Source organism: Paenibacillus sp. FSL K6-1217, from assembly GCF_045040735.1.
Lineage (GTDB): Bacteria > Bacillota > Bacilli > Paenibacillales > Paenibacillaceae > Paenibacillus_AQ.
On the sequence record NZ_CP150271.1, the window covers coordinates 5447360 to 5470315 of the forward strand.

13 protein-coding genes are annotated in these 22956 nt (G+C 56.2%); 10 read left to right on the top strand and 3 right to left on the bottom strand.

Annotation, left to right across the window (positions count from 1 at the left end):
* Nucleotides 1-10: 10 nt before the first annotated feature.
* Both MHH28_RS24125 and MHH28_RS24130 read right to left on the bottom strand, forming a co-directional pair.
* Nucleotides 11-1627, bottom strand: a complete 1617-nt coding sequence (locus MHH28_RS24125) for a response regulator (protein WP_405106226.1) — start codon at nucleotides 1625-1627, stop codon at nucleotides 11-13.
* Entirely contained in the window at nucleotides 1602-3503 is a 1902-nt protein-coding gene (locus tag MHH28_RS24130) for a sensor histidine kinase (RefSeq protein ID WP_405106228.1), read from the bottom strand. The genes MHH28_RS24125 and MHH28_RS24130 overlap by 26 nt, the downstream gene beginning before the upstream one ends.
* Before the next feature lie 131 nt (nucleotides 3504-3634).
* Between MHH28_RS24130 and MHH28_RS24135 the strand changes: the two genes are divergently transcribed.
* The 9 genes from MHH28_RS24135 to MHH28_RS24175 all read left to right on the top strand — a co-directional run bounded on the left by MHH28_RS24135 (nucleotide 3635) and on the right by MHH28_RS24175 (nucleotide 19531).
* Nucleotides 3635-5110, top strand: a complete 1476-nt coding sequence (locus MHH28_RS24135; protein WP_405106230.1) for an ABC transporter substrate-binding protein — start codon at nucleotides 3635-3637, stop codon at nucleotides 5108-5110.
* A 262-nt stretch (nucleotides 5111-5372) separates the two neighbouring features.
* A complete protein-coding gene (locus MHH28_RS24140; RefSeq protein ID WP_405106232.1) occupies nucleotides 5373-7049 on the top strand; it encodes a hypothetical protein in 1677 nt (558 codons plus the stop codon).
* A gap of 444 nt (nucleotides 7050-7493) precedes the next feature.
* Nucleotides 7494-8363: an ABC transporter permease gene (locus MHH28_RS24145; protein WP_405117230.1), complete on the top strand. Its 870-nt coding sequence runs from the start codon at nucleotides 7494-7496 to the stop codon at nucleotides 8361-8363.
* A gap of 45 nt (nucleotides 8364-8408) precedes the next feature.
* A complete protein-coding gene (locus MHH28_RS24150) occupies nucleotides 8409-9302 on the top strand; it encodes a carbohydrate ABC transporter permease (protein WP_036691245.1) in 894 nt (297 codons plus the stop codon).
* Nucleotides 9303-9356: 54 nt separating this feature from the next.
* Complete coding sequence (locus MHH28_RS24155; RefSeq protein WP_405106234.1) at nucleotides 9357-10910, top strand: ABC transporter substrate-binding protein; 1554 nt, start codon at nucleotides 9357-9359, stop codon at nucleotides 10908-10910.
* 134 nt (nucleotides 10911-11044) lie between these two features.
* Nucleotides 11045-14557, top strand: a complete 3513-nt coding sequence (locus MHH28_RS24160; protein ID WP_405106236.1) for a hypothetical protein — start codon at nucleotides 11045-11047, stop codon at nucleotides 14555-14557.
* Between the two features lie 137 nt (nucleotides 14558-14694).
* Nucleotides 14695-16422, top strand: coding sequence for a glycoside hydrolase family 3 protein (locus MHH28_RS24165; RefSeq protein ID WP_405106238.1), 1728 nt, complete (start codon nucleotides 14695-14697; stop codon nucleotides 16420-16422).
* Nucleotides 16423-16424: 2 nt separating this feature from the next.
* Nucleotides 16425-17669: a glycoside hydrolase family 105 protein gene (locus MHH28_RS24170; RefSeq protein WP_405117231.1), complete on the top strand. Its 1245-nt coding sequence runs from the start codon at nucleotides 16425-16427 to the stop codon at nucleotides 17667-17669.
* On the top strand, nucleotides 17666-19531 hold the full coding sequence (locus tag MHH28_RS24175) for a hypothetical protein (protein ID WP_405106240.1): 1866 nt from the start codon (nucleotides 17666-17668) through the stop codon (nucleotides 19529-19531). Before MHH28_RS24170 ends, MHH28_RS24175 begins: the two co-directional genes overlap by 4 nt.
* A gap of 641 nt (nucleotides 19532-20172) precedes the next feature.
* Here the strand turns inward: MHH28_RS24175 and hflX are convergent.
* Nucleotides 20173-21444 carry a GTPase HflX gene (gene hflX / locus MHH28_RS24180; RefSeq protein WP_405106242.1) on the bottom strand — a complete coding sequence of 424 codons (1272 nt, stop codon included), beginning with the start codon at nucleotides 21442-21444 and terminating at the stop codon, nucleotides 20173-20175.
* Between the two features lie 656 nt (nucleotides 21445-22100).
* Between hflX and MHH28_RS24185 the strand changes: the two genes are divergently transcribed.
* Nucleotides 22101-22895, top strand: a complete 795-nt coding sequence (locus tag MHH28_RS24185) for a hypothetical protein (RefSeq protein WP_405106244.1) — start codon at nucleotides 22101-22103, stop codon at nucleotides 22893-22895.
* Nucleotides 22896-22956: the final 61 nt, after the last annotated feature.

A 22956-nucleotide genomic window follows, 5' to 3' on the forward strand; every position in this document is an offset into this window, starting at 1 on the left:
CGGCGGCGGTCTAACCCTTGGCCGAACGGAATTTGAGCGGGTGGAGGCCGGTGGTTTTTTTGAAAACAGTACTGAAATAATGGGGATTCTCATAGCCGACCCGCTCCGAGATCTCCATGACCTTCAGGTCCGTGGTCAGCAGCAGCTCTTTCGCCTTGCCTATGCGGATCTGGGTGATATAGTCGGTAATCGTTCCTCCGGTCTCCTTCTTGAACAGCAGGCTGATGTAGTTAGGCGTCAGATAGACCTCCTCGGCAATCCTGGATACGGACAGCTCCGAGGCGTATCCCTCCTGAACGATGGTGCGGATGCGGCTGACGATGCGGCTGTTCCTGGAGGTGTTCTTGCCCGCCACATAAGCGCTCAGGTCATGCAGGAGAGACAGCATATACGCCTTCAGGCCGGTGATGCTGGTCTGCTGGTACAGCTTATCCATGATGCCGATCCGATCGCTCAGCACCTGCCCGATATCCTCATCAATCTCGTACAAGGCTCTGGCGGAGGTGAAAATCATCTCAGCGCAGATACTCTGCACATATTCAATCCGATGCTTGGGACCGGCCAGCCCGGTGAACAGCTGCTCCATCAGCCCGGTGACGGTGTCCGTATGTCCTGCCTTCAACTCATTCATCAGCCGGGCTTGGAGCTTATAGATAAAAGTGCTTTGCAGCTTCTCCGTGTCCGGCTGGATGTCCTTAATGTAGAGGACAGAGGCGGGCCCGGTATAGAATTTGTGCACCAGCGCTGCCAGCGCATCCTTATAGGAGTCCTCAAGCTGGCCCGCCAGCGGACAAGCCCGCCCGATGCCGACGGAGGCATCCAGCCGCAGATACTTCTGGATATTGGCGACAATCTGCCCGCATGTCCCGGAGATGGAATGAGGAAGGGGCGTCTGCGGGGTGCAGAATACCAGGATGAATTCGTTCTCGCTGGCTACGAAGCTGATGGCGCAGGGGTGGCTGTCCAGGCTCTCTTGAATAATATTCTGGATGGAAAAATAAAGCAGCTGCTTATGCTCCTCCGAGTATTTATCCACCGCGCTGCGGTATTCATCGAGCTGGAGCACACAGACGCTCAGCGCTGTTCCCTGCTTGAAGGGCAGGGCGAAATACTGGATCTTCTGCCAGATTTCCTCCTCCTTGCGGTACAGGCCGGCAATCAGATTCTGCAGGAATTTCTCCCGCAGCAGCGGCATATTGTCTTGAAGCTGCTGCTTGAGCTGCTCCACATCCATCTGCTGCTCCCGTTCCCCGGTCAGCTTGGCAACCGCCTGGCGGAAGACGCTGCGGATCTCGGGCAGCTTGACGGGCTTTAGAATATAGCCCTCGGCGTTCATCTTGAGCGCCTCCCGGGCGTAGGAGAAGTCCTGGGCGCCGCTGATAATAATGATCCGGGTAGCGCAGCCTGCCTCCCGCAGCTTCTCGGCAACCTCAAGTCCTCCCATCAGCGGCATCATGATGTCGGTGAACAGAATATCCGGCCTGAGCTTCAGGCATAATTCGTAGGCTTCCAGCCCGTCCGAGGCTTCTCCGATAATCTCAATGCCGAACTCCTCCTGCCAATCGAACACACGGATCAGGCTGCTGCGGATAAACGGCTCATCATCCGCTACGATCATCGTTAACATCTTCACTCACCTCATTCCAAGTAGTGACCACCGGGAACCGGATGACGGCCAGCAGACCGCAGCCGTCTTCGGTATTGTCGTAATAACGGATACCATAGGACTCTCCAAAAAACTGCCGGATTCTCATATGCACATTGCGGATGCCGTAAGACTGGTTGCCCGGCTGCGGGTCTGTCAGCAGCTGGTTCAGCCGTGCAGGATCGGCGCCTGCTCCATCGTCGAACACGGAGATGCTAAGCAGCTCCTGCGTCTGCTCTACCCGAATGCGGATAGTGCCTGTACCCCGCCGCTGCTGAATCCCGTGAATCAGGGCATTCTCCACCAGCGGCTGAAGACTGAGCTTCACCACCAGGCATTCCTCTGCAAGCGCCGGGTCCGTCTCCTCCAGCTCATAGTGAAGCCGGTCCTGGAACCGGAACTGCTGGATCTGGAGGTAGCTCTCCACTTGCCGCAGCTCATCGCGGAGCGGGATAATATTGCGGCCCTTACTTAGACTGTATCTGAAGAAATCCGAGAGTGAGGTAACCATGCTGCTGATCTCGGGAATATCGTGGTTAATGGCAATCCAGTTAATGGAGTCCAGAGTATTGTAGAGAAAATGCGGATTGATCTGGGCCTGGAGCATTTGCAGCTCGGCTTCCTTTTTGCGCAGCTCTGTGACGTAGAGCTTATCGATCAGCGCCTTAATCTGCTGGAGCAGCTTGTTGTAGCGGTTGAATAAATAGGAGAATTCGTCCTTGCGCCGGTAGCGGATGGGGATATTGAAGTTCCCGCTCTCGGCATGCGACATCGACTGGATGAACTTGCGGATCGGAGCGGAGATATTCTCGGACAGCAGCAGGGCCATCAGGAAGGAGACGAGCATGCAGATAACAATTACGACATACATCACCCGGCGGAACGAGACCAGCTCCCCGTTAAGCTCGCGGACAGGCGAGAAGGAGAGGATCGTCCAGCCGGTGTTCTCCAGAGTTTTGTACGAGACGAGCATCTCCTCGCTGCCGATGGAGTGACGGAAGGAATGCAGAGCAGACAGGTGTTGTGGATTGCCCGGATTGCCCGGATTACCGGTACTGCCAGTAAGGTCTGTAGCCAAGCTCAGCTTGCTGTAGTAATCCTGCGCAGCGATATTCTGGCCGATCAGTGTCGGCTCGGGGCTGATGGCGATCGTTCCGGCCCTGTCTGCGATATAGACCTTACTGCCGGGGGTAGGCTTATAGTGCTCCAGCAGCGTGCCGAATTCAGCCACCGGGATATCGGCGGTAAGCAGTCCGACATAGGGCAGCTGTACATGCCGGATACCGAACAGGCGCTTGGCGAATTTGAGGGTGAATCTGGAATCCAGCGAGCTAAGGCCCACCACGGCAAAATCGGCTTTGGCCGGAATGCTTAAGTACCAGGGCTTCAAGGTGATAAGATCGATATTGAATACACGCCTTGAGAAATTATATTGGGTATATTCCGGCCGGTTCAGCATATAGAGCATAGGAACGAAGCTGTTGCCGGAGGTCCCGTTCGCGGGGAAATCCTCAAGGATTTTGCTAAGGGCAGCCAGCTCATTAATGATTCCGGTGCTGTCAGCAGGCCGGTTGGAGGAGATGAGGTCAGCGAATTCTGAATTCAGGTACAGCGCGGTCATAGATTGATTGATGGCTTCGAACCGCCGGGCCAGATTATCCTGAACCAGATTGAAGTTATTCTCAATCGATGTATTCATATTCCGGGTAATGATCCCCGCAGATTTGTTGTAGATGGTGACGGAGATAATCGTGGTTGGAAGAAGAACAAGGAAGAGGAAGTAGAGGATCAGGCGGCTGCGGATACTGAAGTTATACAGGAAGAGAGCCTTCGACAACGAATCGTAATATTTCTTCATCGGAGTCCTCCTTCAGCGGGTGCTGAACTTCTGGTCTTGCCATTTCGCAGGGAATAATGGAAAATACCCATCAATAGCTGGTATACATTGTAAAACGCGTGAAGTCTGGATGTCAACGCAGGAGGTGCGGTGTGAAAAGGTTACTGTTCTATCTGATCGCTATGTTAGGCTGTGGGCTCGCCGTCTACACCCTTGCCTATAACCGTCCGCTGTTGCCGGACCTCACCCCGGAGGAGCAGGCCGCAGTGCCGGCAGAGACTACCCGGGTGAGGATTGCCCTGTATGACTGGACGGAGAACCTGGAAGTGAAGAATGCCATCAGTCAGTATAATACAACGAATCCCGATCACATTGAGATTACAGTGATGAATCTGGCCACAGACGCGTACGACGATACCCTGAATATGCTGATGACCTCGGGTCAGGGCCCGGATGTGTTCAGTGTCGATAACGCCTGGCTGGCTACTTATGTCAACAAGGGTTATCTGGCTAATCTGTCTGCGGAGCTGGATGCCGACTGGCTGCTGCGGTTCCCGGTATGGGCCAGGCAGTATGCCACCGGCTCGTTGTTCAAGGACGGAATCTACTTCATGCCCTCCAGTATTGATACCGTGCGCCTCATCTACAACAAGCAATTGTTCCGGAGCGCCGGACTTGACCCGGAGCAGCCTCCGCTTACCTTCGCGGCGCTGAAGCAGGCTGCTCTGCAGATCAGCCGGGCCGGAGCCCCGGTGAACAAATACGGGTTCGCGTTGCCCGCAGGGGATAGCCGGGACAGTCTGCAGGCCGGACTGGAACTATCGAATACCTACAGTGGTTATTATCTCTATGATTACCGGTCAGGCCGTTATGACCTGAGTGTGTATGCTCCATGGCTGCAAATGGTGAAGGAGATGAAGCAGGAGGGCAGCCTCTATCCGGGGGAGACTCTGCTGAAGCTGAGCAGCGCGCTCCGGCAGTTCGCGGACGGGAATATCGGCATGATGTATGTTACCAGCAAAGATTATGTCAAGCTGCAGGAGTATATGCCTAAGGATGACTGGGGGGTGGCGCTGCCGCCGGCAGCGGACCTGCCGCGGCTCCGGGCCGGGGCCTTGATGATGGTCCCCCACTCCCCGCTGGTGGTGAACAGTGCGGCCGAGAGCCGGGAGGCTGCGGTGAAGGTCTGGAAGTATCTTCAATCGAAGGAGTTCCTGTCTATGCTGTACCGGCAGGCGCTCGCTCTGCCGGTCACAGACGGAATTATGGATAAGCCGGGTTCTTCGCGGGGGCTGCGCCACTTCAGGGAATTCTACCCCACCTCAGCAGAATCAATCTATCCGCTCTCCCCGCAGATCATGGACCAGTACGATCCGAATACGGTGTCTACGGAGCCGCGTTATTCAGGGGATCGCCCAAGAATGCAGCTGTATCTGAAGATCATCGCCGGGGACCTTCCGCTTGACCAGGGACTGGATAGCGAGAGTGAGCGGCTGAATCAGATGCTGGATATTGCAGCTACCGGGTATTCTTTTCAGCGTGAAGAATATATCTACCCGCAGTTCAATCCCCGGGCCCCGCTGGAGGGGGAGAGTCTGGAGAGCCGTTCAAGCAGGGGGCGGGAATAGAATAGGCATACATTCAGGGACCTTTCAATGGCCAGAGCGGCTGAGGGAGGGTCCCTTTGTGCGGTCTCCTATTTATACAGGATGTGTGACGGAATCTAGCTGTAATACACACACCGCTCTGGATTGGAAGAATACTACTATATAAATCAATCTTTCTGCTGCTATTTTCCGTACTGGCTTCTCTACATTCAAAAGATAGATTAAAGAATAGAAGCAGGATCTGGCAGAAAAATGAAAATATGCTGCTAAAGGAGACTGGGAAATGACTCTACTATCCACAGGACCGCTGGAAAATAATGCAGTTGGAGGGGTAAGACCCACCACACAGGTTACAGTCAGAATTGATAACCGCAGTTCTGTTGCATCTTCCAATCTATTAATACAGGGCTATTATTTGCTTGGCGGTGTAAGAAATCTGTATGTCGATCAATCTCTGGTAGTAGCTGCCAATCAATCTATCACTACTACTTATTTTGCGGATTTGGATGCTTTTGAATTTGTCTTTGTCACTCCGGCTACTATGGATGACCCGGTGCAAATCTCCGTATGGGGCAAGAGCAGCACCGGCCAGCTTGTCACCGCCCACCGGCTGGTCTCGGCTGAATTATTGGGCGAGAGCGGATTGACGGGTGCGACCGGGCCTACCGGAGCTACTGGGGTGACAGGTCCGACAGGCGCAACGGGCGCGGGAGTGACGGGTGCGACCGGTGCAGGGACGACTGGAGCGACCGGGGCGACAGGTGTGACGGGCCCGACAGGCGCAACGGGCGCGGGAGTGACGGGGGCTACTGGAGCAGGGGCGACTGGGGCGACCGGGGCGACGGGAGTGACCGGGACGACTGGAGCGACCGGAGCAACGGGCGTGGGAGTGACTGGAGCGACCGGAGCAACGGGAGAAGCCGGAGTGACTGGGGCGACTGGAGCAACGGGTGTGGGAGTGACTGGGGCAACCGGAGCAACGGGAGAAGCCGGAGTGACCGGAGCGACTGGAGCAACAGGTGTTGGAGTGACGGGAGCGACCGGGCCGACAGGCGCAACGGGCGCAGGAGCGACGGGAGCAACCGGAGCAACGGGCGTGGGAGTGACGGGGGCGACCGGAGCAACAGGCGTGGGAGCGACCGGGGCAACGGGAGAAGCCGGAGTGACCGGGGCGACTGGAGCAACAGGAGTAGCCGGAGTGACTGGAGCGACCGGAGCAACGGGAGAAGCCGGAGTGACCGGGGCGACTGGAGCAACAGGAGTAGCCGGAGTGACTGGAGCGACCGGGGCAACGGGAGTAGCCGGAGTGACCGGGGCGACTGGAGCAACGGGAGAAGCCGGAGTGACTGGGGCGACTGGAGCAACGGGTGTGGGAGTGACTGGGGCAACCGGAGCAACGGGAGAAGCCGGAGTGACCGGAGCGACTGGCGCAACGGGCGTGGGAGTGACTGGAGCAACCGGAGAGACCGGCCCGAATTTTGCAACAGAAGGGTTCTCCGCATTACTGCCGACCTTATCGGTCTCGGCCAGCACTCAGCTTACGGGCTGGACCGTGACATCACCTTACTATGACAGTGCAACGTTTAATGAGACTACCGGTAACTACACCATTCCGGCAACAGGCCGATATTCATTTGAGGCGACTATTAACTATAGCACTACGGCTGCAATCTCCATTGCACTAGGTGCAGGAATTGATCCGGCTTTTGTAGTGCGGAGAACATCCCCTACCGTGACAGATCTGGTAACCGGACTGTTCCCTCTGCTGAATGTTAACATTGCGCTTGTGTTGTCTCTCCGGACGATACTGGGCAACGGGACGGTAACCTTGACGGGAGAGTTTGAATTAACGGCAGGCGATGTGATCGGACTGTTCTATGTAGCAGACGGATTAACTGTTCCGCTTGATCTTGGCGGTACCTCGTCAGGCATTGTATGGTCTGTTCACAGACTGACTTAACACCGGCAAGCAGACCAGTCCTCTGAGCTTCATATGCAAAAAGAGCGTTCCACAGCAATCATCGTGGAGCGTCTTTTTGTGTTTGGGCCGTTCTGCTTCAGGATCTTACAGCGATGGATTCCGGTACAGAAAACAGTTGGATTTTCTCCACTTGCTATCGAAGGGATCGTCCTCTGTACGGAAGCAGCGGGCCCCTCCCAAACTCCGTAGGATTTTGAACTTTTATTATAGATGGCCTTATTTAGCAGGGGGCCTCTTCCGGCTACACTGAAGTCAGGGAAGAGAAGGACTGCTGAAGGAACCGGGAGGCGGAAGACAATGGTTATCGAGTCCAAAGGAAGTGTGGCGGTCACAGGCAACGGCAGCAGCTTGCCGCCGGTAGGCCGCAACACGAAGAAGAGACACAGGCTGAAGCATCTGCTGAAGCATAAGGTGCTGCTGCTGATGCTGCTGCCGGGCGTAGTATTTTTGCTGATCAACAATTATCTGCCGATGTTCGGAATTGTAATCGCGTTCAAGAATATCAACTATGTAGACGGGATTCTTGGCAGTCCGTGGGTGGGGCTGGATAACTTCAAATTCCTGTTCGCCACCTCGGATGCCTGGATTATCACCCGCAATACGGTGCTCTACAACTTCGTGTTCATTGTGCTCAATCTGGTTTTTGCCGTATCCATTGCGGTTGCCCTGAATGAGCTGAGGAACAAGCTGGCCGCCAAATTCTATCAGAGCATCATGTTCTTCCCCTACTTCCTGTCGATGGTGGTGGTGAGTTATCTGGTGTTCGCTTTTCTGAATGTTGAATACGGTTTCATTAATAAAGGGGTCTTCGCCCTGTTCGGGCTGGATGAGCTGAACTGGTATTCGGAGCCGAAGTACTGGCCGTTCATTCTGCCGCTGATCAATCTCTGGAAAGGGGTGGGCTATGGCTGTGTCATCTATCTGGCGGCCATCATCGGCATTGACAACGAGTACTATGAAGCGGCCCTGATCGACGGCGCCAGCAAGTGGAAGCAGATCCTGCACATCACGATTCCGCTCATCCGGCCGGTCATTATTATTACAACGATTCTGGCGATCGGGGGCATCTTCCGCTCTGACTTCGGGCTGTTCTACCAGACCACACTGAACTCCGGGGCACTGTATCCGACCACGCTGGTCATCGACACTTACGTCTATAACGCGCTGATTAACATGGGTAACCTCGGGATGTCCGCAGCGGCCGGATTATACCAATCGGTGGTCGGCTTCTTCCTGGTCCTCGGCTCGAACTGGATCGTGCGCAAGGTCGATAAGGATCAGGCGGTGTTCTAGATAAAAGTCAGGCGGTGCACGTACCCTAAGAAGGAGTGGAAATCCGTGGCTAATAACGAAATATCCAGATTCACTAACGTTCTCCTCCATATTATTTTTATCATCCTGTCGCTGGCCTGCCTGCTGCCGATTGTGCTCGTCTTCATGATCTCCATTACCGACTACGATTACATCGTGCGCAACGGATATCAATTCATCCCGGAGAAGCTTAGCCTGGAGGCTTACGCGTATATCTTCAAGGATTACAGCGTGGTACTGCGGGCCTACGGCATCTCGTTCTTCGTCACCATTACCGGAACGCTGGTCAGTGTGTTCATCTCTTCCCTGTATGCGTATCCGATCTCGCGGGCCGATTTCCGGTACCGGGGGGTGTTCGCCTTCCTGATTTTCTTCACTATGCTCTTCGGAGGCGGTTTGGTGCCGTGGTATATGGTCTACACCCAGGTGCTGGACCTCAAGAATTCGATCTGGGCACTGGTCGTGCCGATGCTGCTGTCCCCGTTCAATGTGCTGATTATGAAGACTTACTTCCAGATGAGTGTACCGCCTGCGCTGATTGAAGCCTCTACGATCGACGGGGCGGGGGAACTGCGGACATTCTTCAAGATTGTATTTCCGCTGTCCCTGCCGGTCTTCGCTACGATTGGGCTGTTCAATACGCTGCATTACTGGAACGACTGGTTCAACAGCATGATCTTCATCACCGATACAGACCTCTATTCCCTCCAATATCTGATGTACAAAATGATCTCCCAGGCCGATTACCTGAGCCGCAACGGGGCACTCATTCAAGGCTCGGCCACCGAGCTGGCCAAACTGCCGGGCGAGACGATCCGCATGGCGATGGCGCTGATCGGCATTGGGCCGATTGTGCTGGCCTATCCGTTCTTCCAGCGGTATTTCATCAAAGGACTGACGCTCGGCTCTATCAAAGGCTAACCTCGGAACCTACCGATTAGCATATATTTGTTCCATCAAGGGGAGGAAAAAAGTATGGCAGGTAAAAAAGTCACAGGTCTGCTGCTGTCGCTTGTACTGATAGCCGGGTTCACCCTGGCCGGATGCTCGGGGAACAACGGCAACACAGCGGCGCCTACAGAGAAAGCGGGAGAGAGTACCACGGCTCCGGCGGCAACGAAGAAAGCTGCTGCCACGGAAGCAGCCGGAACAGAAGCGCCAGGTACGCTTGCACCGGTGGAGCTGTCCCTGTATCTGCCCGGCGGGCCGGATACGGATGTGGCATCCGTAGAGCAGGAGATCAACGCCTACCTGAAGGATAAAATCAACGCCACCCTCAAGATCAACCAGCTAAGCTGGGATAAGCCGGCCGACAAGGTTAACCTGATGATCCAGTCCGGCGAGGTGTTCGACATGGTCTATACCTGGAACTTCATGACCAATGCCGCGAAGGGAGCGTATCTGCCGCTGGAGGAGCTGCTGGATACCTATGCCAAGGAGACGAAGGCACAGATCAATCCCGCTTACCTGCAGGCAGCTACCGTCAACGGACATTTGTATGCGGTTCCAACCGAGAAGGAGCTGGGGCAGTCGGTCGGGTTTGCTTTTGACAAAGCAATTGTCGATAAATACGGCTTCGATGTGAACAGCATCCAGAAGCTGGAGGATATTGAACCGATGCTGAAAACGATTAAGGAGAAGGAGCCGGCGCTCTCCCCGCTGTTCATGAACCATACCGACAGTCTGCACTGGTTCACCGCGTATCCTGACAGCGAGGACTTAGACGGCAGCAATGATATCCCGACTCTGCTCGATTACAAGACCATGAAGGTGTTCAACGAATACGACACGCCGGCCATGACGGAGCGGCTGAAGCTGATCCGCAGCTGGTATGAAGCAGGTTACATCAACAAGAACGGAGCTACCGACAAGACTGAGCTGAAGGATGCGGTCAAAAGCGGCAAAGCCTGGTTCGTCTACGGCAATATGAATCCGACCTCCACCAATGACTGGACCCGGCTCGCCGAGAAGCCGATGATCATCAAGACGTTGCTGCCTGTTCAGGTCAGCACCAAGAGTCTGCAGGGCTCGATGCTCGCCATCTCCAGAACCTCGAAGAACCCCGAGCGGGCCATGATGTTCATGAATCTGATCCATACCGATCCGGTGCTCTACAACCTGCTGACCTTCGGCATTGAGGGCAAGCATTACAAGAAGCTGGAGAACAACACTGTGGAGTTCATTGCGGACAGCGGCTACAACTCCGTATCCTCCTGGATGATCGGCAATGTGCTGCTGAATTACCTGAATAAGGATGAGGATCCGAAGCGTGTGCAGCTCTATACGGACTGGAATAAGAACTCGAACATCTCACCGGTCATCGGGTTTGTCTTCGATTCGACCAAGGTGCAGTCGCAGATCGGGGCGCTGATCAACATCACGAAGCAGTATAAGAATACCCTGTACTCCGGGGAGAAGGACCCTGAACCGGTCCTGAAGGAGATGAACAGCAAGCTGAAGGCCGCAGGCCTGGATGCTGTGATTACGGAAATTCAGAGTCAGCTCGACGCTTTTCTGGCCGCCAAATAAGCAGTAGAGGCCATAGCACGCCGGTATGGAGCAGCAAGCAGTCACAGTGGCGGCCTGCTGCCGATACCCGGTATTCTCATTCGCTTATCCAGCACTTGGGGAGCCCCTATCTGATCTCAAGAGAGGGTGTTACGATGCGAATTCAGAGAATCACAGGCAAATTGCTCATTGCAGTTCTGGTATGGATGTCCGCTTCATTGCCCGGAGCACGAATCAGCTCCGCTGAACCGCCGCCTGTACAGGTGGTTGTGGAAGACAGCGAGTCCGCTGCCGCGTCCCCGCCGCCTGTGTCTGAGCAAGAATCCGTCAATAACAGTACCGTTACAGAGGATACCTACCAGCCGACTACGCAGCTCTGGCAGCTCGGCGAGCATGATAACAGCTCGGCAGAATTTACAGTGTATCAGGATGTGTATAGTGAGAATATTACCCTCCCCGTAAATCCCGTGAACTGGAATACGATCTCCCGCGGCATGAAGCTGGACCGCAACGGCACGATGACACTTACCTTCAATCTAACAGAAGTCCCCCTCTATGGTACAGAATTCAGCTTCAAGGTACTGGATGCAAGCACCGCTATTCCACAGCTGGCCGTATTTACCAATGACAGCTTCAGCGGGCTGATTCAGATTACCGGGCTGAACGACGGAGAGACCCCCCTTACGAAGACGTGGAAAGAAACCTATAGACTCTACATTCCCCCAGAACAGCTGAAGTCCGGCAGCAATGAGCTGAAGCTGACCGTGGACCGCGGGCTATACGCCGATCCGCAGGTACCCGGCTATGACGGAGACAAGTACCTGTGGTTCGAGTGGGATTATCTCAGGCTGGACGGATTGACTGAGCCGGCGGCCGAGCCTATCCACGGACGGTATGTCCATCTGGGAAGCACGATTGCCGCCTCGACCTTCCGGTATGACGAGCATGCAATCCGCCATCTGGCGCCGATGACCAAGTGGCTGGGCATTGCCTACAGCGGCAACTGGATGCGCACCTCCTTCTGGTCCGATACCAGCGCAGGCTGGGACCCACAGGGCCGCAAGTACCTGGAGACACTGCGCGACCTCAATCTTACCCCGATGGTCAATATCATCGGCGGCAACTGGAAGACTAACAGTGAGCTGGCGGCAGGGACGATCAGCTCCGCGCTGAGAAGCTATTATAGCGGATTTGTCAGCAAATTCGGCGATCTGTACCAGTATGCCGAGACAGGCAATGAGCCGGGATTGTTCGGCTGGGCACAGAAGGCGGTGCTGGCGCTTCATGAAATGATGGATGAGGAGAGGCAGACGAACAGCCAGCCGTACCTGAAAATTGTCGCCCCGGGCTGGGCATACTGGCCGTATAATGGAAGCCCTGACGGCTGGGAACGGGATGCCGCCCAGCGGGCACCGATTGAAGCGCTGTCGGATGTGTCCAACGGACACAGCTATGGCGGGACCGGGGTCCAGCCGTTGCCTGGCGGCAGCCTGTATGAGAATCTGCGGGTGTATGGCGATTCGGAGGAAGGCTTCGGCAAAGAAATGGCCATGAGCGAGACCGGCAGCAACGACAATCATTCCGACAATACGAAATACGGCACGTATGCTTACAGGTTCGCTTCTGCTTTTGACCGGGAGCTGCGGGGGAATATCGGTTATGTCGATCATATTATGCAGCACGCCGCTTTCTTCAATGACGGGACGGAGTTTGGGCTGTTCGATTCTGCGATTAATTGGAACACGCACCGCTATGAAGATACAGCGGCGGTACCGGCCAATATCAACGAATCCGGGGAGACCCGGCTGAAGACGTTCCGCAGACTGGCCGCCGCTTATGCTACCCATGGAAGCCCGCTGGGCTACGAGGTGCTGAATCCGGCTGAGCTGGCCGGGCTTAAGGCGTATTTCCGCGCAGTGGATACCTCGGCGCTGGGCACTTCGGCCGTCGGGGCGGCTTCGGATAAAATCCTGCTGAACTTCGTGAATTTCGAGAAAACGCCGGTAACGATGCAGGTCCGGGTTGCCATGCCTACCAGCGGAGTGTATGCCGGGGAGCGGTTCGGTCCAGGGGAGACGTACGCCGCCGCCTACTCCCGCGTGGAGCTTACGGCAGACCCGTACATTACACTTACAGTAGCACTGGACGCGGGAGAGACGGTCCAGTACATTTTGGATGAGCAGGACAATACGCTGCCTGCTTCTCCGGGCAATCCTGCGGCAACAGCCGTAAGCCATGAGCAAATCCGGCTGACCTGGGCGGCTTCCACAGACAACGATGCTGTCGTGAGCTATAACGTCTACCGTGACGGCGGAGCGGCTCCTGTGATGAATATTCCGGGACGGCTGACCTTCTGGAGTGACTATACCGTAGCGCCGCAGACCACTTACAGCTACACTGTGCAGGCCGTGGATGACTCCGGCAATGTATCGCCTCCCAGCGCAGCCGTTACAGCGACCACACCGGTCATGCCGGTTACACCGCATGCTGCCGGAGATCCGTCCAAGTTCGAGGCCGAAGCTACCGCCTTCGCCCTGCCGCTGAGGACCGGCAATAACAGCAGCGCCTCGGGCGGTAAGGTGGTGGAGCAGACGCATAGCGGAGGCTTATCGATCCAAGGCTTCCACGCCGAGAACGGAGGCAGCTACACCTTAACGATTGCATACGCTTCCAATGAAGAGTCGAAGAAAAATATTCTCGTGAACGGTGTGAAGCAGTCCATAGTAACATTGCCCTCCACGGGCAGCTGGACCGCGAATCTGAGCTCACGGCAGTATGGGATTACCCTCCAGCCGGGCTATAACACCATCAGCTTCACCTCAGCCGGGAAGGGCGCGAATCTTGATTATTTCAAACTGGAGGAGGGGCTGTATGTTCCGCTCTCCCACTGGTATCCGGCCGCACACGATCATCCTTACATTGACTATACGGGATTCACACCAGCGCCGAATGGAGTCTCCCATGTGACCTATGAGGAGGATGCCACGGCCGCCTTCAGCTTCAATGGCATCGGCGTCCGCTGGAGATCGGATATCAAGAGCGATATGGGCAGCGCGGATGTCTACGTCGATGGCGAGTTTAAGGAGACTGTAGTGATTCCGCAGGCGGGGCTGGAGGGCGATCATAAAATTGTCTATGAGCTGACGGGCCTTGCGTACGGGCTGCACCGGATTGAGATTGCAGGCAACGGAGGAAAGGTGATGGTCAGCGGGCTGGAATATGAGAGCTACGAGTCCGTGCTGCCGGTGCCGGGGCCGGATCTGACGGTGACGGATATCGGCTGGAATATCGTGAACAGCAATGGCAGTCCTTCCCCGCACAGCACGCCGCAGCTGGGTGACTCCCTGATCTTCTGGGCCAAAGTGAAGAACATCGGGGTCCGCCCCACACCGCTGAACGCTTCGACCGGACTCGGTCAGATTACCGGCGGCGCCTTCTCGGTCAATGGCGGAGTGGTCTCATGGACAGACACGAATACCAGTGTGATTCAGCCGGGCGAGGAGATCACCCTGACGGCTAACGCCAGTGCCCAGGGCACCCCCCGGTGGACGGTACCGACCATCGGCGAATTCACAGTCAGCTTTTTTGTGAATGATATCTGGCGGTATGCGGAGATGAACAAGGAGAACAACAAGCGGGGGCAGACGCTGCTGATCAGTCTGCCCTGACGGGCAAAGCCGGATGGACAGATCACCGCAGGCGGTTTATAGAATTTTGAACTTATATTATAGCTGGCTGTATGTAGAGCAGCTTCGCTATCCGGTACACTGAATGGGAACAGAACCTGCCGGGAGGAGTCGGAATCATGCAGAAGCCGTTAAGCAAGGAAGAACAGGAATGGGTGGAGGGTACGCTTGAAGCGATGAGCCTCCGTGAGCTGATCGGGCAGACGATGCAGGACCATGCGGGCAGGCTGCCGTTCAGAGGGGATGATGAGGCAGGTCTCCGCCGGTATCTGGAGCAGTATCCGGTGGGCAGCTTCTTCATCGGCGGTGAGGTCATTCAGAAGGCTGCGGGCAAAGCGGAGGATTACCGGGACTGGGCGGGGCTGCTGCAGGGCATCAGCAGATTCCCGCTGCTGTTCTCCGGTGATCTGGAATTCGGGGCAGGTTCGGCCGTGAGGAGTCTCACGGCCTTCCCGCCCCTTCTCGCGCTTGCTGCCGCTGATGATGAAGCGCTGGCCTATGAATACGGCAAGTATACCGCGCTGGAAGGCCGGGCGGCAGGATTCACCTGGGCACTGGCGCCAGGCACAGACCTGCTGCTGAACTGGATGAACCCGGTCATTACGACCCGCTGCCTTGGAGACGAGGCCGGGCGGGCGGCGCCTCTGGCTGCGGCTGTGATGCGGGGCATGCAGGAGCATGGCCTTGCGGCATGCGCCAAGCATTTTCCCGGTGACGGGGTCGATTACAGGGACCAGCATATCATTACTACGGTGAACAGCTTATCGGAAGAGGAGTGGTTCTCCACGTACGGGCAGGTGGCTCAGCGGATGATCAATCAGGGGGTGATGTCCTATATGACCGGACATATCGCCCTTCCCTGGATCGAAGACGGGGCAGGCGGCGCCGGATTGAAGCCGATTCCGGCAACCGTCTCGGAACGGATTACAACAGGATTGCTGCGGGAACGGATGGGCTTCGATGGAGTGGTGTTGTCAGATGCGCTGGATATGGGCGGGTTCTTGTCCTGGGGAGACTATGCGCAGCGTATTATAGATTGCTTCAATTGTGGTACGGATGTGCTGCTCTGGCCGGGAGTGAGGTACTTCGCGTTGATGGAGCAGGCTGTGGAGGACGGGCGCGTAAGCCGGGAACGGCTGAAGGCCAGTGTCCGGCGGATTCTGGAGATGAAGGCGCGGCTTGGCCTGCATGCGGCCGGCGCCGGGGGAGAGAACAGGAGGGCCATGCCGCTGCTGGACGACAAGCTGCCGCCCGCGCTGGACCGGCAGGTCCGGCAATTCAGCCGCGGGCTGGCCGCGCGCTGCATTACCCTGGTCCGCAATCGTACCGGCCAGCTGCCGCTGAACCCGCAGACGGTCCGCCGGGTACTGGTCATCATGATGAACAAGGTGACAGAGGGGCGCAGATATGAGCGGATGAATCTTTTTGTGGAGCAGCTTAAGGCCAGGGGGCTTGCGGTCGATATTCTGGATGAATTCGAGCCGCTGACGACGCTGCGGCAATGGGAGCTGTCCGGGGTCCGCTGGGACGCTGCCTTCGCCCCTTATTTCCTCCCGCTGCATGGAATGATGAACACCGCCCGTCCGGTAGGAGAGGCAGCCAAGGCGATCTGGGCTATGCAGCATGCGGAGACGGTCAGGCCGATCGGCATTTCGTTCGCCACGCCTTATCTGCTCCAGGATATTCCCTTCCTCGACACCCTGGTGAATGCGTATTCCCTGCATGAAGATACGGTCGAGCTGACCGTCAAAGCGCTGTTCGGAGAGATACCATTTCAGGGAAGCTCTCCGGTGAGAGCGGAGATTCAAGAAGACGATTACGGTTCAGGGAGGCTTCAGATGTCTTGAATATGAAGCGGAAGGCAGCGAACAAGCAGGAATTAGAGCAGAAGCTGGAGCGTATCTGGGAATACATGCGCTCCGGACGGCACCAGGGCCATTGGGGAATGGATATGGATCACTGGGATTGGGTACCCGGCGTAGGTGTAATCTCATTGCTGGAATACGGTACAGTTGCTGGTAAGGGTGAGGTTATCGAATACCTGCTGCACTGGGTGGGCCGGAATAAGCAGCAGGCCGAGGGGGTTCGGGTCATTAATTCTCTGGCTCCTTATGCCGTGTTTCCTGAATTGTACCGGCTGACCGGGGACCCTTGGTATCTAAGCACGGCTCAGGAGATTGCCGGATGGATACTGGAGAGCGCGCCGCGGACCCGGGAAGGGGCGCTGGAGCATACCGTGACGGAGGCGGTGGAATTCCCGGAACAGGTGTGGGCCGATACGGTGTATATGGCCGTGCTGTTCCTGGCCCGGCTTGCCGGCCTGACCGGCGACCGGGAGCTTGCCGCCGCCGCCGTGCAGCAGACGCTGCTGCACCTTCGGCTGCTTCAGGACCCGGCGACGGGGCTGCTGTTCCATGGCTGGAACAGCGGCGCGGGCAGCCACATGTCAGCTGCCCGCTGGGCCCGGGCCAATGCCTGGGTGACACTTGCGGTCCCGGAGATTGTGGCCGGGACCGGAAGCCTCACTGCTGTTCCGCAGGAGCTGTATAACCGCTACCGCAGGCTTGCTTCTGCCCTGCGGCAGGCGCAGGGGGCGGGCGGCTTGTGGCATACAGTGCTTGACCGGCCGGATTATTACGGGGAGACCTCGGCCAGTGCTGGCATTGCCTGCGGCTTCCTGAAGGCGGTGAAGAGCGGACTGCTGGAGAATTCCTATCTGGAGAGCGTGGAGGTGGCCCTGGCGAAGATTCTTCCGCTCATCCGTGAAGACGGGGAAGTTCAAGGGGTCTCGGGAGGAACCCCGGTCATGCCGTCGATAGAGGCGTATAACAGGATTGAGAGGTACCCGGCAGTGTATGGGCAGGGGCTGGTTATGCAACTGCTGACAGAGGCTCTGAATCTGGGGGATATGAAGGATCGTCTAGAGCGTCAGGGATTTCAGGAGCAGCGAGAACAAGGAGAGCAGAAAGGATATCCAGAGCGTCAAGGGCATCAGGGGCAGCAAGAACATCCAGTACGTCAGGAGAGTCAGCGACGTCAGGGGCAATCCAAGGGGGAAGCTCCCTTAAATGTTGAAGGAGAGGCAGGAGGATGATAGTGAAGGATAATGGACTTCCTGGGGGTGGCGGGGTGGATCAGCGGCAGCTGCTGATTCATAAGATGTCCGGGCTGGAATCCCGTTACGATCCAGTCATCTGCATGCTGCGCTCCCCGTTCAGCAGCCCGGGTTATCATACGACGCTGAAGCAGGCTGAATTCATCCACTCCACCAGAGACTCGCTCAGCTATGCGCTTGGGCTGCTCGATACCGGGCTGGCCGGTTATGAGCAGCGGGCATTCGATGTGATCCGGCAGGTCATCTCCTTGCAGGATACGAATCCGGCGCATGACACGTGCGGGATCTGGTCCTGGTTCTATGAGGAGCCGCTGGACCAGATGGCACCGCCGGACTGGAACTGGGCTGACTTCTGCGGCAGCCGTCTGGTGCAGGCTCTCGCGCGCCACGGACACCGCTTCCCGGATGATCTGCGCGAAGCAGCCGTCTTGTCCATCGAGTACGCCTGCGAAGCCATTATCCGGCGGAATGTCGGACCGGATTATACCAATATTGCGATTATTGGAGCATTCGTGACCCGAATTGCCGGGGAGAAGCTGGGGCGCAGAGATTATGCGGACTATGGGCTGGAGCGGCTAAGGAGGCTGCATGCCCATACACTTAAGTATGGGGCCTTCCAGGAATATAACAGTCCGGTCTACACCTACATTGCCATTCTGGAGCTGTCGAAGCTCCAGTCCGAGACCACGGACAGCAGGGTTAAGGCATGGACCGGGGAGCTGCTTGAGCTGACCTGGAGGAGCGTTGCCGGGTATTATCACCCTGCCACGGCCCAGTGGTCCGGGCCGCATTCCCGCTGCTACGGAGTGCTGCTGGAGGACCAGAGCAAGGCGTTTCTGCAACTGGCGACAGGAGGGGCCGTGATGTTCTTCCCTTGGGAGGAGCTGCCCTACGAAGAGGAATGGTATATGAGCGGCATCCACTGTCCCCCTACTTATCTGGATGGATTCAAGGTGCGTGATACGAAGGAGATAAGGCAACGATTGGAGGGGGAGGGGCATGACGGCAAGTGGGCGGTCACTTATATGACTCCGCAGTGGAGCATGGGTTCCTTCACCTGTAGTGACATGTGGAACCAGAGACGGCCGCTGCTGATCTATGCAGATAATCACGGACAGCCTGCCTATATCCGGCTCCGCTGCCTGCATGACGGCTATGACTACTGCTCCGCGCGCTTCCAATCCTTGCAGGAGGGAGGGGATGTGCTGTTCGGGATCGACTTTATTACAGATGGCGGGGATACCCATCCGAACCTTGACCGGACCAGTGGTGTGATTGCGGCCTCGGACCTGCGGCTGCGGCTGGAGGTTGGCGGCGGTCTGGAGGGAGTTACATCCGTATTAACGGAAAAAGGTGCGGTTATTACCATCGGAGAGACGGAGTTTGAACTGACAACCCGGTTCGCGGCCTTCAGCGGGCAAACGGATGCAGGGAAGCGCTTGGGATGGGAAGTTCATCAGGAGGACGGCCGCATAAATATCGATATGATTCTCTACGCCGGTCCGCGCAGGAGCCTGGACTTTACCTCCATGCAGCAGGCTGCGCTGGTGTTCTCCCTGACGGTTCAGGAGGAGAGGAGAATTGATCTGTCCCCGCTTCTGGAGCTGACGGATGAGGGCAGGCTGCGGGTAAGCGGCGGGTTAGAGCGCGGAGGGAGCAGAGCGCAGGGAGTTGCCGGAGGAACGGCGGCGGGAGCAAAGAGGGCGGATGAAGCGAATAAAGTAAATAAAGCGAATGAAGTGAACGCAGTGAATGCTGAGGAGGAAGATCGGGGTCCGGGAAGCGTAAAAAGCATGAGAGGAGGATTTGTACTCAACCTGCGGCCCGCTCCGGGAGAATAAGGACGATGGGGAGCCATCTCCGGTCTGAAAAAGGATAGAGTACAGCAAGCCATCTACCTTGTTTTTTAGGAAATATACTTTCCGACTGCTGTGGATAATATGTGTACAGATTTGTGGATAAATGTTCTTTGAATGCTTCGTAGGGCGACTTTGTTGCTGAACGCGGCTGAAGAGTCGTCGGGAGGAGCAGGAGTGTATCTGAATCACCGCTCAAAGGCCAAATGTAGGCGAAAAACTGAACACAATGTGGTGATGCGAGGGCGCGTGGTCAAATGTAGGCGAAAAACCGAATACAATGGGGAGTATAACGGCACATGTACTAAACGTAAGCGAAAAACCGAACACAATAGGCAAGTGAGACGGAACATGGACCAAATGTATGTGAAAAAGCGAATACGAGCAATAGCCGGTACAACGGGAGATAGACCAAACGTATGCGAAAGGTATCCGTGCTACCCATGGTTGACGATGTATGTATGTCGCCAGATAGCATACGGTGGAAGAGTGTGAACTATTGCCTATGCGCGGCATGAGGCACCAGCATCGTTTACCCGCAGGGTGATTTTGTTCCTGTAACTTCATAGACAACACAAGAGCTGGCCCGTAATAACGGGACCAGCTCTTGTTACATCCAGCGGATTTTATTGGGATAGCTCTACAAAATCATCTCTGAACCGCTCATAATCTGCGGCCCGGCATTCCAGCTTCAGGCGTGTGCCCTGCTCTTCATAGCTGACAGACTGCACATCGGCATGTTCGTTGAAGTAGGAGACGATGCTGCCCCGGTCGAACGGGACGAGGATCTCACACTGAACATAGTCGGTGAAGACGCGGCTGCGGATCAGCATGACCAGCTCGGCAATTCCGCGGTTTTTCTTAGCCGAGAGGGTTACCGAATCCTCCCCCACCTGCGGGTAAGGCTCCTCTCTCAGATCGGCCTTGTTGTAGGCGTACAGGGTAGGGATTCCGTCAGCGCCCAGCGCCTTCAGGGTCTCCTCTGTTACAGCCATATGCTGCTCATGCTGCGGATCGGCAATATCGACAACATGGATCAGCAGATCCGCTTCCGTTACCTCCTCCAGGGTCGAGCGGAAGGCCTTCACCAGATGATGGGGCAGCTGGCTGACGAAGCCTACGGTATCGGTTAACAGGAAGGTCTTGTGATCGGGCAGCGCAATGCTGCGCACCGAGGTTTCCAGCGTGGCGAACAGCATATCCTTGGCGAGCACCCCTTTGCCTGAACCGGGATGATAGGTCTCTACCAGGGTGTTCATCAGGCTGGACTTGCCGGTGTTGGTGTAGCCGACCAGACAGACCACAGGCACCTCGTTCTTATGCCGCTGCTTGCGCTGGATCTGCCGCCGGGAGACCTGCGTCTGCAGCTCTAATTGCAGTACGGTGATCCGTTCTTCAATCCGTCGGCGGTCCAGCTCCAGCTTGGTCTCCCCGGCCCCTCTATTCTTCAGGCCTGAGCCGCCGCCTTGTCTGCCAAGAGACTCACGCAGCCCTGTCAGGCGGGGAAGCATATATTGCAGCTGTGCGACCTCTACCTGGAGCTGGGCTTCCTTGGTCTTCGCCCGTGAAGCGAAAATATTCAGAATCAGAATCGTCCGGTCAATCACTTGGCGGTCCAGGGCGGACTCCAGATTGCGGATCTGGGAGGGCGTCAGCTCATCGTTGAAAATGACAACCGGTGCTTCGTGCTGTTCCATCAGCAGCGCCAGCTCCTGGATTTTGCCGGTCCCGATGTAATGGGACGGGTTCACCCGGCTGGATTTCTGGCTAAGCTCGGCCAGCACCTCAACTTCGCAGGCGGCTGCCAGGTTGCGCAGCTCCTCCATCGAATAAGCGAAGTTCGTGTCGTTCTGCAGTTGTACGCCGACGATAACGGCTTTCTGTTGTGTTTGTTCCATATATAGATCAACCTCCATAGTGTGTAATTTGAGCATCAAAAAAGCACAGGCAGTCTGCCTGTGCTAACAGTAGGTGGAGGAACAACAGAATAAGGTCTGGTATAGCCCGCTGCATGGGAGCAACTATACGGTCATGCTCGCCATAGACACCGTGAAGGATCTAGCGGCAGGGGTGAAGGGACCCGGCTGCTAAACCATATAGATTCAATCCTCCCGGCAAACGCAGCTCCCGGCGGCTTAGGCTTATTCAAACAAGATAGAAGACATTCTTGCGTTAGCCTAAGGGATACAAGCCCTGATGGGCACAGTGTACCGGTTCCGGGTAGCAGCGCACGGGCTGCGGATGAATGGGTGTATGCTATGGGTTGCGTATCATGGACAGACTTATCCTGAGTCCTCTGCACAGGGCAGAGCTTTCGCGCTATGAGAATGTAATTAGCCGCGTAAAGTACGAATCCGGATATAGTCTATCACACGCAACCCTCCGTTCTAAAAAAGTTACATTGATTTTAGCACATTCCTCTTCATCTGGCAACAACCTCCAGTTGAAGGAGTGACTGTGAATTGTATTCTATCACGGCCTGTTAATCGGCCAGAAACTTCCAATTTCTTCTGCATATCCTATGGAATACGGCTCGAATCGGAGGGTGATAACGTTGCCTATACTGACAACCAATATGTTAACCAAGAACCCTACCACGGGAGCGGGGCCAATCAGTCAGGCTGTAGTGAAGGTAGTGAACAACGGAATAGCCCAGGGCGCGGTCTATTTAACCGGGTTGAACAATGATGTCAGTCCTGCAACGCTGTTCGCTCAGGAGCTGTTTGAGTCAAACTATCGGGAAGTGGTGACCAAAACCTATAATATTACGCAAAATTTCTTCCAATTTAATATAGTGTATTCCCAGGAGCAGGTCTGCGTACGGATCTATCTGGTGGACAGCGGCGGGCTCTGGATTCCCGTTCCGATGCAGCCCCTAGCGGTGAGCCGGATCACTTCGGAATTCCGTAACAATATCCCCGTAACCGGCAGCGACACCGCCGCCATCAGCTTCCGCAGAAGCACTACGGTTGTCATTCCCGAAGCGGCGACTGCTGAGATTGTGGCAGACGGGCTGGAGATTCTGGCCTCTACCCCCATCCGCTATAAAGTGATCGCCGGGGGGAGTGTTAATGGGACTTTTGTGAATTACCCGACGCCGACTACAGCCATCCCTGTCACTGAAACCGCGCTGCAAGTGAACTATACCTGTACCACGGTCACAGGCGGACAGGTACTGACTCAAGGCATCGGCTCCGGCATATCCGGCGCGTACCAGAATGTGGCGGTGAATCTGCTCAATCAGCGGCTTGATTACGATCTTCAGCAAGTGCCGGTCACGCTGGTGGTCAGCTCGCTCGCCGGTGCGGACAATGTGGCGGCTGCCTTCAGAATGTCTGAGCAATGGTGAAGACCGCCGGGTGATGGCCGGTTTCTGCCACGCTGGCTGCCTGGCAACAGAGCAATGCCAG